Raw genomic sequence first — 16,775 nt, 5'->3', positions numbered from 1 at the left:
GTCCTTCCTCCTTCAAACCGCTAATCTTGATAAAACACCTTGCGTGAAACAATCGATGTCGTAATCCACAGCACAAGTGCAATGACAGCAAAATACATCCACGCCATCGCCGCGCTGAGGCCAAAATCATAGCTTTTGAATGCCGTATCTACAACAAGCCGGCTCGTTTCATCACTAATGAAGCTGTCAATAATCGTATAAACGAGATTCGTCAAAATTAACGGGCTGATCATCGGAAATGTAATTTTCCAGAACGCCTCGTAGCCAGTTGAGCCTTCGATTTTAGCCGCCTCGTACAAAGAAGGAGAAATCGACTGCAGACCCGCCAGAAAAATCAAAATTTGGACACCCGATTGGCTGATGATTTCATAAATTCGGCTGACGGCACCTGTCAAATACTCCACAAAGGTGATGCTCACCCCTGATTCGATGAGCAGGGCAGCGAGCTCTAGATTTTTCATAATGGACAAGCCGCCGCCGGTTGTATCGTTTGCGCTGCGAACGACGGATTGCATCAAATCTCCGTTCTCAATGCTGGCGATAATGCCCGATGCCAAAATAACGGGAAGGAAGAAGATCGCCCGGGCCAGCACCCGTCCTCTAAACCGCTGATTAAGCAGCACCGCAAAAAACAAGCTGAATATGATGATGAGCGGTGTATTAACGGCGATATCTACGACCGATTCCGTCAATATTCTGACGTACGATTCATGCGAGAACAACGCTTCCCGGTAATTGGACAGTCCGATAAAGTCCAGGCTAAAGCCGTCATTCGTAACTTGCAGATTGCTAAAGCTGTACCTGAGCGATGACAGCAGCGGCACCATAAACAGGAACACAAAGCCTGCAAACCAGGGAAGAATGAAATACAGTCCGTAATACCTGTTTTTTTGTTCAAGCGAAAGCTTCCTGAACCTCATCGCTGTGCTTCACCCCCAACCCAATAATCCTTTGCCTTAACTGTAATTCCGCCTACTTGAGCTAGCGCATCGGTATAATTGACGATAATGGTTTTCCCTTGTTCGAACGTGGTCTGGTACACCCCATCTGCCAGTGCCCGATGATCAATAATCGCTTGGTCTTGCACATCATGGAGAACGTCGTTAAGTTCTCCGTATCTTTGCGCTGCTTCGTCGATCCAGCCCCGGTAATCGGCGGAATACAAATAGTCGAACTCCGTCATTTTGATCGCGGATGAATCAGCAAAAAACCACGTGTAATGCAATGAAGAGCCTGTTTCGAGCGCTTTTAGAAAGTTGTAGGTGGAATCCTGGTCATCTGCCATGTTCCAGGCGCTTCCAGCGGTATGCACATAACCGTGATAAACCAGTTGAAAGAAAGGAACGCTCTCATCGGTAATATTAAAGCCGCTGCTCGTTAACGGCGCATTCACAATATGCCGCGCATAGGGGATCGAATAGGCGTTTCCGCCTTCCACCAGCACTTCCTGGACGGAGCCGCTCATTTGCTTCAGCTGTTGCTTTACGATCTCTTTCGCTTCCTCCCGATCGATGACCTCGGAACGATTGAAATCGGAGTTCAGCTCGCTGCCAAGATCCCGCAGTGACAAACCAGATAGCTGCAGCTTCCCGTAATCGTCCATAAATGCTGCTGTCATTTTCGGCAGCGACTTCGGACTGACTACATAACCGGGCTCGCGTTCATCCTCTTGACTGAAGCTGGCCGCGCTGTAAGGATAAATTTCCGCCAGCCTGCCCGTAATGAATCGGGAAGCTTCGCTCGACTTTTTAAAACCTTCCGCTTGCGGAGCTGCCTCAAGAAAAGCCGCATCAGGAAACAGCGATATGCCATTGGCATCGGCATATGCCTTTAGCTCGCTTAAACCTTTGCTTCCGCCGAGCTGCTTGTCAACGGCAATCGACTTCGGCAGATTATGGTTTAGGCCCTCGTTAAACCAACCCGTATAACGCAGCTTGATGCCGCTGATTTTCTTATCCAGCATTTGGCTCATAATAGACTCCGCCTGATCGAAAGTCGTAAGCGGCTCATAGGCGTTATAAGGAATGCCCAAGAAAAATTTCTTTTTCGGTATGCCGCCAATCAGCTCGACATAGATCGGCACATCCCCTTCATCCGGCAGCTTCGTTAGGCCCGTTTGCTTGATCAAATAATGGCGGTAATGCGCCGCCATGCCCGAATAGCTAGCCTCCCCCGTGCCGAGAAAGCCGTAACGAACCGTCATTTCCCCGGCAAAAGGCTCCGCTTGAAACTTTTTGACCGTGCTGGAGCGCCACCCGTTCGTCAAGGTAACCTCCTCCAAATTAGTCAGCGTAAAGCTGGGAAATACGGTATTGTAATCGTTCAGCCTGCCGCTTACGTCCGCTTCAACCGCGGCGACCGCATCACCCTTTTCTATAATCCCAACAAATGCCCGGTTCTCATATTTCATTCCGAATACAGGCAAGCGCGCAGCTTCCTCTTTCTGAATTTTAATGAGCTGGCTAATGGATGCGTCGGAACCGTAAAGGGCCGTCCGGAACGGCGCGTCGTAGGTTTTTCCATTGTTGAAACGGATCAGCGAACCCGATCCATCCGGCACGAACGTATAACCTTCATCCTCGCGTCCGCTTGCGCCAAAAAACGGTAGCAGCGACAGCGTCTGAATTTTCATACTAGCCGGATATTCGATTTCGCCCGCCGCAACTGTCACCGTCAGATGCTCACCATCCAGCCGATAATGCAAAGGAATCCGAACATTGGCGCTGCCAGTGGACGCTTCGCCATATGCCGCCTTATCGATTGCTTTCTGCTCCTCGTCATAGCCGATCCGATTAAAGATTTCGGTAACCTTTGCTAATCCGATTCCTTTCAAGGAGGAGTCCCTTCGTTCGTAACGCTGCTTTTCCTCATCAAATTTAAAGCGCTTTTCAACTTCTCTTTTGTCCACAGACTGTTCGATTTTATCCAAAATGACGGTTTGAAAGCGATCCGCGCTAATATATTTAGGGATCGCATCCATATCGCTTTTGACCTCCCCTAGCGTATAGACGATGTCCAATCCACCGCTTGCCTTCTCTATGGCATATTGGCCGTTCTGAACGCTATGGGTGTAATTGTCATACTTCAATGCATTTCCCGCGCTGTCAAAATAAGCGATCTCGACCTGCACGCTCAGCTTCGTCTTGTTATAGCCGGTTGCGACCGGATCGTCTTCGCGATTTTGCGGATTGGAATACCAAATCGCTTGGCTGCGCTTGTCCCGAACGGCAATTTCCGTCGTTTCGGGATTGACGTACAAGACTAAAAATTCATTTTCAGCCGCCGATTCCATCCCTTCAGGCAATGCAGACAGCTTGCCGGACTGGCCGCTTGCGGCTGCAAGCCCGCTATGTTGTCCATTGCTTGGTACTGGCTCGGCTACAACCTCGGACGCATATTCCGCGAAATTGGTGCCTTGAGCTATAAGCAAGCAGCCAATAAAGACTGCCGTCATGATGATCGCAAGCTTCCGCTTCACCGTTTGGCCCCCTTTCTTAGGCTCGCAATGATAGTTCCTGATAAATCGTGTACACAAAACTAACGATTTGCTGGATCAAGCTGAAGAAGAGCAGCCCAAGAAAAATAATTACGCCCATCACTACAACCGTTAACAGCATCGTCATGATCGTCTTCGTAACCGTATATTGATGAACCGTCATCGTTCCAATAAACAGCAGCCAAACGAACCATAGCGCTGCCGCCGATTCCAGCAAGTAATAGAATGAAGCCTCGCGCAGCGTAATCACATTGCTGAGCAGCATATTGGGCAAATAAATCAAAATCAAAGGAAGCAGCGCATAGCCAGTAGCGATGACGATTTCTTTGAATTTCCCTTCTCCGTCCATCAGCGTAGTGAGCGACCAGTTCGCGACACACCACAGAAGGAAAGGAAGCACAATGTACTTTAATTCATCAAAGCTGTTTAATTCCAGCGGATGATTATAGTTGACGACATAGCCAGCATACTGGCGTTTCAGAATCATCGTAACCGTCACCGCGAGCAAAATGGCAAGCGCGATCCGGAGCTTTCCTTTATTCTCGTATTTCAGATCCCAAAACCCGTCAAAGGGATGGAATGCAACGTGCAGCGAGTACCTAGCCTCCTTGAGAAACTGCATCCTGTTTCAGTTCCCCCTTTCTGAGCCTCATGCTTCGGCGAACGGCGATAACGACCAAAATCAGCGGGATCAGTACCGTCATATAGATCCCAAAGTGCTCACGCATATATTCCCTGCGATATTTCGTTAATGCTTTGGAATAATATTCCCTGTCGTTGCCCAGTTTTAGAAAAGTCATCGCTTGCTTATATTCGCCTTGGCGCAGCATCGACTTGCCAATGCCGATATAGGCCATTTCGTAGTTCGCATCGAGCCGAAGCACTTCCTTCCACAGCTTTGCTGCATCATCGTGCTTGCCTATGCTGTATAATCCGTTGGCTTCATTAACGAGGCTTCCGAATTTGGTCGCTGCAAACTCGGTAATTCTCCCCTGATCGCGGTCCAGAACAAACACCCGATTGCCGGAGCTTTCAACCGCAACCGGATTTTTAAACGTGCCCTGCTGATTGCCCAGCTGGCCAAATACATATAATAAATTGCCGTCTTCGTTATAAGTAAAAATCCGTCCCCGGGTCGAATCAAGCGTCCGGTAAACGCCATTGCCGCTAACATCGATGTCAATGAAGGCCGAGCGATTTCTGCTCAAATCGCCTACCGGACCTATATTCCCATTTATCCGAATAACGTCAATGCCGGATGGGTTCAGCCTTTTGACAGGGGCCGAGGTTTGCTTGTCGGCTGTAGTCGTAAAGATGAAACCATCCAAATCAACATCTACATTGTTAAATTCAATGGGAACAAACCGGATGAGCTTTTCCCGCTGTTCTTTAGTCGATACCGTCTTCCAGAATAAATCTACAGGATCAAACTGCACCCGGTTCGTCCCCATAAATCCAGTAAAGCCGCCCTCGCTGTCAAATTCGATAATGCCCTCGAAGACGCCTCTGGCGACAACGTAAATACGTCCGGCTTTATCCACGATGACCTTTCGCGGGAAATATTCAAAATTGCTGCTGATGACCTCCGACTTTGGAGCGGAAATTTCTCTGACGAACGATCCGCTGCCGTCCAGCTCGACGACACGCCTATTTTCAGTATCCGCCACAAAAATATGACCGCCCTCCGTTACGAAAAGGCCTTCCGGATTATTGAAACCGTCCTGCTTGCCGTTATTCTGAAAGCTCTTAATTTGACGGACTGCCTTCCACTGGCTGTCAAGCACGACAATTCGCCCGTTTCCTGAATCCAGAACGTACAAATGGCCGTCAGGCGCAACAAACATATCAGCGGGAGAGCTCCATGGCCCTACCCCTATTTCTTGCCCCGTTATCGTCTTGGATGGAAGATACGCAATTGGCGAATGAACGGTCTCCCCCCAATAGGAATAGGTATACCCCTCATACGGCGACGCGTGGGCCAGCTTCGGACTTAAGCCGGCGAAAAGCAGCACAGCTGCCAAAAACAGAATCGCTCGCTTTATTTTCAATCCATACGCCCCCATCGCTTTAGTCCTTCATTCCAGATGAAGCCATCGTCTGAATGACATTGCTCTGTGAAAAAACAAACGTCACGATCGGCACGGTCATCATAATGACTGCAACTGCGGCGCCTACCCCTGCGCGGGCAATACCGCCTTGAATGATTTGCCCCATCGCATAATGCATCGTCTTGAGCTGTTCGCTGTAAATGAAGCTGCCTCCATCCGTTCCCCAAAGCATTTGCATCATTAGAATTAACAGTGTCAGCCAGGCAGGCTTGACGAGCGGCATAACAACCTGCCAAAATATCCGGTATTCGCTGGCGCCGTCGATCTTGGCAGCCTCCAGCAAAGCATCCGGTATTTGCTCCATGAACTGCTTCATTAAGTACAGGCCAAGCGGATAAGCAAACGCCGGAACGATTACCGCTTGGTACGAATCCATCCATCCCAGCACGGACATAATCATATAATTGGGAATCGCCGTCACATGCGGGGAAAACATCAGCGACAGGACAATAACCGTGAACAGCACTTTATGTCCGCGAAACTTATGCTTGGCCAGCGGGTAAGCCGCCGCCGATGCCAGCAAAATATGTCCTGCCGTTCCTGCCGCCGTAATAAAAACGGTATTGAAAATGTATCTGGAAAATGGAACCCATGAGTTTTTCATAACTTGAAACAAATCCGCGAAATTTTCAAGCGTTGCATTCCTGACGAACAACGTAGGCGGGAATATAAACAACTCATCAAGCGGCTTAAAAGCATTATTCATGACATAAATCAACGGAACTGCCATAAAGGAACCGAACAAGCCCAGTACGAGGAGCAGCATTATATCCACCTGCCAGGACCGGTTCACTCTTTTTTTCAGACGCATGGCCAGCTTCATTTCGCCTATTCCCCCACCCTCTTCAGCAACTTTTGAACGGCCAGATTGGTGCCCAGCATGAGCATAAACAATACCGTTGCGATAGCAGACGCATAGCCCATTTCAAAACGAATTGTCCCGTAATCGACCAAATGGGTCACGACCGTATGTGCTCCGTACTGCACGCTTGGAAAGCCAGCCAAAGCCATCGCCACGTCGGCTACTGCAAGGGAAGACGTAATCTGGATGACGGCGCCAAACATCAGCTGCGGCCTCATGGAAGGAAGGGTAATAAACCACAGCTCCTGCCAGCGATTTTTCACGCCATCCACCGCCCCTGCCTCATACAATGTGCGGTCAACCGTCTGCAAGCCGGCAATAAACGCGAGAAAGCTGGTTCCAAGGCTGAGCCACAGCTGGACGATAATAATAATTTTGAGCATATAGTCAGGATTCTGCAGCCATTGAATCGGCTCGTAAATAAACCCGATCTTCATCAGAAAGCCGTTCATAATGCCATACGAATCGCTCGAAAAAATAATTTGCCAAATAAAGAAGACGTTGCCCGAAATCGAAGGCGCAAAAAACACGAGCGTCATAAATGCCCTAATTTTCGGATTAAGCTCATTAATAAGCCACGCGAATACAAAACAAGCAATATAGCTGACCGGGCCGGTTATGACTGCAAAAATAAGCGTATTTTTAAGTCCAATGAGAAATACATCGTCGTTCCAAAGCAGCTTGGAATAGTTTTCCCATCCGACCCAGCGCGGAAATTCAAGCATATTAAAATGCGTAAAGCTGAAAAAGATTGAAATGACGACCGGCAGCACCGTAAATAACAGAAACAGCACCATATAAGGAGCCAGCAGAACAAACAAATGCTTATCCCGCTTCATATCCTTGATGAACAGCTCCCATTTCCGCTGCGGCCTAGCAAGGCGGCCCTTCGGCTGGAGCATGATCTCAGCCGCGATTTTCGTTTTCTGCAAAAGAGTTCCTCCTTAAGTCCCCTCATTTCAAATGAAATTCGTCTCTTTTTTGCTCAATTTCATAGTCGATTTCTTGGACATAATCGTATAAGGAGTCGGCTGTATTCGTTCCATTGTTAATGACTTCCCGCAAAGCATTGTCTAAGTGCCTTCCTGTAAAATACCCCCCCGGCACCTCCGGCACGCCCTGCACCCATTGCCATTGTTCTTCGAGGCTGCGATAATTGCGAGCCGGCCATGGCAGCTCCTTGAGCGCTTCGATATTGGCGGTCGGATAACGCGCTGCAGCGCCCATCAATCCCTCCATCTCTCTGCCGAAACGAACCTGGGCATCCTTGCCCACCCACCATTTCATAAATTCCCAGGCTGCGTCCTTGTTTTTAGCCTGCTTAAGCATAATGGCGGCCGTCCCGCCGCTAGCCACATCCCGGCGAATGTAACCGTCCTGCTGCACGGTGCCCGGAACGGGAATAAACTCCCATAAGCCTTTAATTTCTGGCGCGGATACGCTCAAATAATTGTAGAAGGTGTAATCCTGTATGCCTACCGGCATTTCGCCTGTGCGAAAGCGCATTGGAAAATCAAAGATGAGCGGCAGCTTGTAGCTTGTATAGAAGTCGGTCCATTTTTTGAATGCATCTAGCCCGACCTCTGTATCGAGTCCACTTTTTGCCCCGTTGTTCAAATAGAAGGAGCCGTCCATCTGGTACAAAAGCATGGCAAACGCCCGATTCGCTTCCAGCACAGGAACACCCGTCGTCTGGGCAATCGGCAGCGCGAAATCCATATGATGCTTTTGCAGCACCGGAATCATGGCGTACACATCATCCCACGTTTGCGGCGGCTCAAGCTTCAGCTCCTCGAGTATATCCTTCCGGTAAAAAAGCATATTGAAAATTTGCTGCTCAGGCAGAGCAAACACCTTGTCCTCATAGCGGTAAGGCACTATAGCGCTGTCCCTGAACTGCTGCACGACCGCCCTATAGCCTGAAAATTGCGACAAATCCTCCGCTGCGTTCCGCATGCCGAAATTTACCGGCACATCGTTGCCGACCTGCATAGCTACATCGGGTCCTTCCCCCGCCAGAGACGCACGCAGCAGCACATCCTGATTGACAAGCTTAAGGTTCACTCCCACACCGGTTAGCGGCGTAAAGGTATCGTCGATCATCGCTTTCAGCACTTGAGCCTGATCGCGGCCGGTTCCAATCCATACTGTTATCGATTGCTCATCCTGCGCCATGTTTCCAATCGTATCGTAATCTTCAAAGAAGGAATGAAAGAAGGAAGATACCTCATGAACGATTTTTTTAGAAGCTGAAGCATTCGCATCGGGCAGCTCTACATCAGAAGAAGCCAAGGCGAGGTAATCGATTTCAAGCGGCTGCTCCCTCACTTGCAAAATCCAAGCCCCGACGCTGCCAACATTGATTTTGAATTGAGACAGCCGCTTCTGGACCGTTTCCGGTTTTTTGGCCAAATCTGCTAATTGATAGGCGGTTTTGTCCAATATGGCCGTCTTGTCGCTCTTCTCTCCTGTCAAGCGTACTAGCTCCTGCGACACGGCATACAAAATGTCGCTTTGCTCCTGAAACACGCCGACCATGTCGGGTATTTGTTTATCTAATTGATAATCCCTATAAGGATCGGGCACATTGCCGGTAATCATCAGGATTTTGCGATACATCGCATTGATGTCGAGCAGGCTTGCTTCTACTTGGCGAATCAAAGGAGCCATTGCGCCTAAGCTCACCTCAAGCTTCAACTCATGCTTCCCTTTCGTCATATAAAATAAATAGGGCTTTTCCTCGCTGCCGAGCACATTCATCTGCCAGTCCGAATCATAATAAAACGGAATTTGCGTCATTTCTTGAAACGGAATGGCCCCATCAATCCATAGCGAGCGAGTGGAATAAATGCCCCGCAGCAATTCTTGCCTATTCTTGATCGCAATCCGGTATAATCCATCCTCTGGCGCTTCAACATCCCATGCGATCCATTGGCCCGGCACCCGCCAATTGTTGCCGCCAATCGTATTCATCTTAATCTTGGATACGTCATAAGGCTCTGTAGACGGGCTTGAACGGTCGGAAATTGGATATAAGGTCGGAGACGATTTGTAAGCGGCATATTCGCCTTGCAGCTTAATCAAATGTCCGCTAGTCTCCGCATAGCCCTTGGACTTGTAGCCCAGCTCTACCTCCTCGTAAGATGAAGGCTCATCATAGCGGTACACTTTCAAATAGTCGATCGCCATCGGCTCTCTGGAAGATACCAGCGTCATCGTGTGCTTGCCAGCCGAAAAATAAAAGACATACGGCTCCTCGTAATAGCCCTCTGTATCCCGCAGCAGCGCTTCCTGCCACATCGGCGATTCTACCTGGCGCGGCCGCAGCTCATTTCCCCGGTTATCCTGCAAAATCTGATCACTTTCATTTTTCCATATGCGCTGAAAGGTCAAATTTCTGGCGCTGGCGAACGGCAGCACTCCGTCGATCAACAGCTCCCGCTCGATTGCCGAGCTTTTTCCTTCGATTGGAAAATAGCGAATGGCGATATGATACAGGCCGGATTTCGGCACCTCAAGTTCCCACTCCATGGAGCCGCTTTCTCCCGTCTTGACGAAGTCGCCCGATACGCCGCCGAGCTCATGGATGATCTCAGGTTCCATTTCGCTTGCTCTTGTATAATCCGCCCCTTGAATGACAATCTCCTCTTGAGGCCGTTCTTCGTCCTTGTAGCGCTGCATGTAATGGCCGTAGCTGTTTTCCGATTCATTTGTCAAAAAGCTCTGGTCGCCGTTTGGATCGGCTGCTGTCGTTGAGTCAGCTTGAACACTCGCTGCGCCGGACTGAGATATAGGGAAAACCAATATCGAAATCAGCATAGCGATAACTATTATCCTAGCGGCCGTTTTTCTGGTAAATACGATTTCCACCTAATTCCCCCCTTTTATAAACTGGCGAAATTTTGTTTGACGGCAACCGCCCGGTTTTCCCAATCGGAAAGCCGGGCAGGCCGCTTTTTTATGGGCAAAGCTTTCGGCATTTACTTTTTGTCGTCTTTCTTGTCTTGCTCGCCTCTAAGCACTTTTTCAGCAGCCGCTTGCGCAGGCCCAATGACTTGGGCGACGCCTGTTGCCGGCGTAATTTCGCCTTTGACGAATTTGCCGGTTACGGAGTCGAGCTGATCCTTAATACCGAGCCCCCCGAAGCGTCCGCCGAACACACGCTGTACCTTTCCATCGTCATTCATGGCGTTAGCGATGGAGCTTTCATCCGGCAGCACATTTTCCTGCCATAACCTGCGATTTTCCTGCCAGTTATCGAAATCCTGAAGCTCCTCCCAAATTTTCACGATGACATCGGCATCCTTGACCCCTTTAGGTATGACGTAAGCTGCCGTTTGACCAAGCGGATCTAAATAGGTATCTGCCTGCGGTCCCTTAGGAAGATAAACGTATCCCCACTCATCCTTCATCTTATCCTGGAGGCGTCCTTCGATTTCCCACAAGCCGCCCGGATACATCGCAATCGTACCTTCTGCAAAATATTTCGCCGGATCCTCCCAGTCGTTTCCTTCATTTTTCTTCACAACTTTATGCTCGTTATACAGGCTATACAGGAAGTTAAGCGCTTCCATAGAAGCGGGTGAATCAAAAGCTACTTTTTTGTTCGCCTCGTCGTAAATAATGCCGCCGTTGCTGGCAATGAGCAGCTCCGAGAACACATAATGCGCACCGGCAAGGCCATATTGGTCTGCTTTTCCGTCACCATTATTGTCTACGGTCAGCTTCTTCGCGGCATCCAGCATCGTCGTCCAACTCCAATTGTCCTCGTCCATTAGCTGCTGCGGATCTTTTAAGCCCGCTTCCTTGAAAATCCTTTTGTTATAGAACATCCCGGTGTCATTCGGGTTATACCAGCTTTCTAGTCCAAATACATGATCCCCGCCAAAGCGCATCGCTTCAACGACATCCGGTGCAATTCGCGTATCTTTAAGGTAATCTTCCAATGGCGTCAAAAATCCCCCTTGCATCAGGCCCCATATGAAGCCGTCAGGCAGTCGGACAATTTCAGCGAAAGGATCGTTGGACATCACAGAGGAAGACAGCTTCTCTGTAGTCGACCAATATTCCGTATTTAAGTATTTGATTTTCACGTTATATTTTTCTTCCACTTTTTTGATTCTTTCACGTGCCAATTCATCCGCTTCGGAATCTCCGTCAGGGGCAGCATCCCACCAATGCGAGATGCGAATTTCTCTGCCGCCCAAATCGGCGGCTGGAGGCTCAGGCTCCTGGCTAGGAGCAATCGTTTCCTCCGCATCTGTTGCCGTTGCCGTTGCGGCAGGCGCTTGGGTAGCTATTGCATTTCCCGCATTGTTGCTACTGCAAGCAGACAGAATCATCAATCCAGCCGTTAATAAAATAAGCAACATCGATTTCATCTTTTTCATCTGTTTCACTGTTCAGCACGCTCCCCTTAATTGATGGTCAATTAAATGTAAAGGCTTTCATGAAACCCATTTCAGTATAGCTCGCATCCTTACTATGGTCAACATTAAAGTTTAGATCTTCCAGATATGGATCGATGCGAATAATCGCTGTCTCGCTCATTCCATTAGGCCTAAAAAAAGAGCAGCAAGCCATAAACATCTGGCTTGCTGCTCTTTCAGGGCGTTCTTGCATCAGGCGCGGAAAGCTCCCCTCATGCAGCCTTCTAATTCGAGCTGACCTTCTTTTGGCCGCTCCGCGCTTCCGTACTTTGCCGAACAATAAGCTGTGGTGCCAAAGAAGTAAGCTGTTTGACCTTTTCCTTCTTCATGATCGCTTTAAGCACTTGAACCGCCATTCGCCCAAGCTCATGCGCCTGCTGGGAAACGGTAGTGAGCTCAGGGATAAAATGATGCGCCAGCGGAATATCATCAAATCCAACAATCGAAATGTCAGTTGGAATGGTAAGTCCAGCCTCCGTCGCCGCCTTAATTGCCCCGATCGCGGTATAATCGTTGACGCAGAAAACAGCGGTTGGTCTCTCTTCCATGTCGAGCAGCTTCAGCATTTGGCGCTTGCCCGAATCGATGGAGAAGCTGTCCGGCAGCAGCCAATAGTCCCGAATTCTAAGCCCCTCATCCTTCATCGTCTTTCGGAAGGCCCGCAGCTTGATTGAAGTTGTCGTCATATGGCTTTCCCCGCCAATGAAGCCGATTTCGGTATGACCCAGTTCGATCAGGTGCCGGACTGCGAGAGCAGTACCTACCGCTTCGTCCGTAGCAACTCTAATCAAGTTCGTATTGCGCAGCCCGCCGTTAACGAGCACAGTCGGAATGATGCTGGCATGCTGCACGAGCTCCTGCACCAAATGCTCATCGCAGTTTTTTAAATTAATTCTTCCCCCTAAAAAAATAACACCATCGACGCGTTTCTCCCGCATAATGCTGAGATACTCCGATTCTTTCGCGTAATCCCCGATAGAATTGCTAAGCAAAAAAGTATGCCCCGACTGCTGTCCCTCCTCCTCCGCTCCAGCGAACACTTCCGGGAAAAAGGGATTGGTTAGGTCAGGAACAATGACACCAATAATGCCGGTTTCTTTTTTTAGTAAGCTTCTGGCCATTGCGTTAGGCTGAAAGTTGTATTTTTGAATAAGCTCTTCAATCTTGGCTCGTGTAGATCCCTTTACCGGGGCGGTATCGTTCAATACCCTGGATACGGTGGCAACCGATACTTTGGCCTCTTTGGCAATATCATAAATGGTGACCTGTTTCAAGCCCAACGCTTCCCTTCTGCTATCATATATCGTCCCATTATAGCAAAATCGGACATGTTATGTAATAGATGACATCCCTTGCTGCTAATAGAGAAAAAAGGGGCGGATAACAAATAAACAAACATAAAAGAAAAGGACTGTTTCTCAGTAGTTAAAAACTACTTGAAACAGTCCTTACTCTTCCATTCATAATGCGCGTGGAGGGACTTGAACCCCCACGTCGTGAAACGCTAGATCCTAAGTCTAGTGCGTCTGCCAATTCCGCCACACGCGCGCGATGTTCGCTAACAGCGAATAAACATAATATATCAGAAAACATCGCAACACGCAAGCAATTTTCAAAAAAAGTTTCAAAAATAATTTGGGCTTCTATTTAGAGCCGAAATTAAGCTCCTTGTTCACCTGCTGCCGTCACCTTCACTCGCTTAATAAAGAAAGCAATGGCAAGCCCAACAAGGGCAAGCACCATGGCAAATATAAAAGCATTTTGCACGCCAACGGTCAATCCGCTAACCAAGTTGGCTGGCGATTCCGGGTTTCCTTCTGCTGTCTTGAGGAATTTTTCCATTCCTGCTGTCATAATACTTACTGCCAGCGCTGTACCAATGGCACCCGCAACCTGCTGCAAGGTGTTCATAATCGCTGTTCCATGCGGATACAGCTCAGGCGGAAGCTGATTCAAACCATTCGTTTGCGCAGGCATCATAATCATCGAAATCCCAATCATTAGCAGGGAATGCAGCACGATGATCAATGCAGTCGTCGACGCGGTAGAAATATCAGAGAAAAACCATAGTACAACCGCTACAACCAACAGGCCCGGAAGAACGAGCCATTTTGGTCCATACTTATCAAACAGTCCTCCCATTACAGGAGACAAGAAGCCATTAATAAGCCCACCTGGGAGGAGAAGAAGCCCAACGGTCAACGGACTCATCATTAGGCCGCGCTGCAAATACATAGGCAATATCAGCATGGAGGACAAAATAACCATCATGCAAATAAACACCATAATTAAGCCGATCGTAAACATGGGGTATTTAAACGTCGTCAAATTAATCATTGGCTCTTTCATTTTAAGCTGGCGGATAACAAATAAAATGAGTGCAACGATACCTACGGTCATCGCGATAATGACCTTCGCGCTGCCCCATCCATCCTCTCCTTCTCCCGCGCTGCTAAAGCCGTAAACGACACCGCCAAAGCCGAGGGTAGACAAGCAAATCGACAATATGTCGATACGCGGCCTAGTCAAGGTAGAAACATTTTGCAAATAGACAAGCCCTACAAATAACGAAATAATCAAAAACGGCAAGGACACCCAGAAAATCCAGTGCCAGCTTAAGTTTGCGATCAAAATACCGGCAAAAGTGGGCCCCGTTGCTGGTGCGAACATCATAATGAGGCCGATAATCCCCATCGCTGCGCCACGCTTCTCAATCGGGATAATGACGAGAATCGTATTAAATAATAACGGCAGCAGCAGCCCTGTTCCCGTTGCTTGAAGCACACGCGCAATAAGCAGCGTTTCAAAGTTCGGTGCAAGAGCCGCTACGAATGTTCCTATAATAGAAAAAATCAATGACCATACAAACAGTTGCCGTGTTGTAAACCATTGCAGCAGCATGCCTGAAACCGGCACCAGTACTCCCAGCGTCAGCAAAAATATAGTCGTAAGCCATTGTACAGTGGCCTCGTTAACGCTCAAATCTCTCATTAAATCAGTCAATGCTACATTTAGAGCGGTCTCACTAAAAAAACCGATAAATCCGCTAAGCAATAGCGAAATCATAATCGGCATTACTTTGTAAGTCTTATTGGGTGATGTTGAAGTCTCTTGCATCGTTCCTGCTTGCACTTATGTCATCCTCCTGCGAATTAAAAATTCATTTTGCTGTAACCTGTTGTTCTAGCTTGCTGGGCCACCATTAACAATTGACGGCACGAGACGCGAAATATGGACGAGCGGCTTCTCATCGCCATGAGTGATGGCCAAAATAAGCGCACCTTCCACTAAGGAAAGAATCACATTGCTTATTTCAGCAGCGCTGTTGTCATTCGCTCCATTGGCAACGAGCTGCTGGGCAATATACTGCTGCCATTCAATAAAAACGACTTGGCACGCTGCTCTCAGTCTTTCGCTAATCAGGCATGTCTCAGCAGCCATCCAAAAGCTGAATGGCATAAATCCTCTAAACTGCGATTGCTTCCCATCGTGAATGATGTCGGAAATATGGGCCTGGATGGCTGCTACAGGACTAGAAGTCTGTTCAAAATTCATCCGCCATTTTTCCAGCACAAAATTCTTAATCGTTGAAATACATTCAACCGCCAGTTCCTCCTTGCCTTCAGGAAAATAGTAGTACAAGGACCCCTTCGGACAAGAGCTTTCCTTAATAATTTGATTTAACCCCGTTGCATGATACCCTTGCACACAAAACAGCTTCATTGCTGTATCTATGATCTGCTGGCGGGCATTCGGCTTTGAAGCCACCTTTTCACCACCTTAATTATAGAGAACGGTCTATTTAATTAAACGTGAAAAAAGGCAGGCTGTCAATGCAAAATCTCTTATTGGCAGCACTATTTTTTGTGAAGATTTGATGTTGACGTTACTACTGCTGCTCTGCTTTATGAACCTTTGGCCATGTCGCCTGCCAATTTTTCTTAACGATTCTTTGTTCGTATACGTGGTAATTGTCCGTCCCCTGCTCATAATAAGCGGTAGGCCTAAGCACAGCTTGTAGGACATCAGCTGCTCCCCATGGAGCCGCCAGCTGAAGCTCGTCGTTCGAATCCAGTGCCACGCCAAGCGAAGTCGCCGTTTCAGGAAATTTGGAAATCGCATCCACTGAGCAGGAATAAGGCGGCAAGCCGCTGACGACATGCATTCTCGCCTGATTTTTCACTGACCAAGGAATTTCAGGTCTCAAACTCCGCAGTTGCTGCTCCAGCTGCTTCTCGATATGCTCACTTAGAGAAGCGGCATCGTAATAAATAACGTCCACATCCGCAAGCGGCGTCCGCTTCTTAAAATCATGCAGCACATCCCACAATTTAGAACGCACAAACCCGGCGCATACCCACCAGTCCGGCAAATCGAGCCCCCTCACCGTATGCAAGATGTCCATCATCCAATCGTCTCCCCGAATAATATCCATTATGTATGACTCTTGATTCATCAATCCGCCCCCAATATCGAACATATATTCTCATATTAACTGAAAAACCGCTTATTGGGAAGAGCTTTTACAAGATGAAACGGCTGGGATCGTCCTTTGGCGGCGCGTTTCATTCCGAGAAATATAGGGAAGGTATCGCGCAATGCTATACTTTCCTATATTTCATAAATGCAAAAAAACGCCTTGCCAGGCTGACCACACCCCGGCAAAGCGTTCGAAAAACTTGAAATATAGGAAACCATGTTCTGCTGAAGCTTTAACTGCACTGCTTTAATTTTTCAGCTTGTCTTCGTCATTTTCATCCCATTTTCTGGAGTAAGCCTTGTTCGTAATCCAAAAAGTAATCCATGCTAAAATGCCAACGATAACAACCGCTGAAATCCATACGCCAACTGGTACATCCATTATAATGCTCCCTTCTGCT

At 48.3% G+C, this 16,775-nt stretch carries 14 protein-coding genes and 1 tRNA gene; all 15 read right to left on the bottom strand.

The genetic code is table 11. The annotated features are described in order from the left end of the window. Nucleotides 1-20: 20 nt before the first annotated feature. Nucleotides 21-920 carry an ABC transporter permease subunit gene (locus tag AC6B99_RS06410; RefSeq protein ID WP_494862266.1) on the bottom strand — a complete coding sequence of 300 codons (900 nt, stop codon included), beginning with the start codon at nt 918-920 and terminating at the stop codon, nt 21-23. Further along, nucleotides 917-3,478, bottom strand: a complete 2,562-nt coding sequence (locus AC6B99_RS06405) for a DUF5696 domain-containing protein (RefSeq protein WP_496663024.1) — start codon at nt 3,476-3,478, stop codon at nt 917-919. The genes AC6B99_RS06410 and AC6B99_RS06405 overlap by 4 nt, the downstream gene beginning before the upstream one ends. Before the next feature lie 16 nt (nt 3,479-3,494). Continuing rightward, the gene (locus tag AC6B99_RS06400) at nt 3,495-4,118 is read right to left on the bottom strand and encodes a YIP1 family protein (RefSeq protein WP_494862273.1); all 624 of its coding nucleotides are present in this window, start codon (nt 4,116-4,118) and stop codon (nt 3,495-3,497) included. Beyond that, nucleotides 4,096-5,544: an SMP-30/gluconolactonase/LRE family protein gene (locus AC6B99_RS06395; protein ID WP_162241909.1), complete on the bottom strand. Its 1,449-nt coding sequence runs from the start codon at nt 5,542-5,544 to the stop codon at nt 4,096-4,098. Before AC6B99_RS06395 ends, AC6B99_RS06400 begins: the two co-directional genes overlap by 23 nt. Before the next feature lie 19 nt (nt 5,545-5,563). Then, nucleotides 5,564-6,427 carry a carbohydrate ABC transporter permease gene (locus AC6B99_RS06390; RefSeq protein WP_056037486.1) on the bottom strand — a complete coding sequence of 288 codons (864 nt, stop codon included), beginning with the start codon at nt 6,425-6,427 and terminating at the stop codon, nt 5,564-5,566. Nucleotides 6,428-6,432: 5 nt separating this feature from the next. Then, a complete protein-coding gene (locus AC6B99_RS06385; protein ID WP_442952539.1) occupies nt 6,433-7,305 on the bottom strand; it encodes a carbohydrate ABC transporter permease in 873 nt (290 codons plus the stop codon). Nucleotides 7,306-7,420: 115 nt separating this feature from the next. After that, complete coding sequence (locus AC6B99_RS06380; protein WP_496663133.1) at nt 7,421-10,285, bottom strand: extracellular solute-binding protein; 2,865 nt, start codon at nt 10,283-10,285, stop codon at nt 7,421-7,423. A gap of 161 nt (nt 10,286-10,446) precedes the next feature. Then, nucleotides 10,447-11,856, bottom strand: coding sequence for an ABC transporter substrate-binding protein (locus AC6B99_RS06375; RefSeq protein ID WP_496663132.1), 1,410 nt, complete (start codon nt 11,854-11,856; stop codon nt 10,447-10,449). Between the two features lie 37 nt (nt 11,857-11,893). Next, on the bottom strand, nt 11,894-12,088 hold the full coding sequence (locus tag AC6B99_RS06370; RefSeq protein ID WP_056037493.1) for a hypothetical protein: 195 nt from the start codon (nt 12,086-12,088) through the stop codon (nt 11,894-11,896). 31 nt (nt 12,089-12,119) lie between these two features. Continuing rightward, nucleotides 12,120-13,169 carry a LacI family DNA-binding transcriptional regulator gene (locus AC6B99_RS06365; protein ID WP_496663023.1) on the bottom strand — a complete coding sequence of 350 codons (1,050 nt, stop codon included), beginning with the start codon at nt 13,167-13,169 and terminating at the stop codon, nt 12,120-12,122. A gap of 192 nt (nt 13,170-13,361) precedes the next feature. After that, nucleotides 13,362-13,443 (bottom strand) — tRNA-Leu (locus AC6B99_RS06360). Nucleotides 13,444-13,554: 111 nt separating this feature from the next. Then, nucleotides 13,555-15,012, bottom strand: coding sequence for a DHA2 family efflux MFS transporter permease subunit (locus AC6B99_RS06355; RefSeq protein WP_056037554.1), 1,458 nt, complete (start codon nt 15,010-15,012; stop codon nt 13,555-13,557). A 66-nt stretch (nt 15,013-15,078) separates the two neighbouring features. After that, on the bottom strand, nt 15,079-15,663 hold the full coding sequence (locus tag AC6B99_RS06350) for an LmrA/YxaF family transcription factor (RefSeq protein ID WP_494862278.1): 585 nt from the start codon (nt 15,661-15,663) through the stop codon (nt 15,079-15,081). Between the two features lie 121 nt (nt 15,664-15,784). After that, nucleotides 15,785-16,351, bottom strand: a complete 567-nt coding sequence (locus AC6B99_RS06345; RefSeq protein ID WP_496663022.1) for a nucleotidyltransferase family protein — start codon at nt 16,349-16,351, stop codon at nt 15,785-15,787. A 270-nt stretch (nt 16,352-16,621) separates the two neighbouring features. Beyond that, complete coding sequence (locus AC6B99_RS06340) at nt 16,622-16,756, bottom strand: hypothetical protein (protein WP_257790757.1); 135 nt, start codon at nt 16,754-16,756, stop codon at nt 16,622-16,624. Nucleotides 16,757-16,775 lie beyond the last annotated feature (19 nt).

Source organism: Paenibacillus liaoningensis (assembly GCF_059609455.1).
This window is presented reverse-complemented; position numbering and strand designations above follow the sequence as displayed.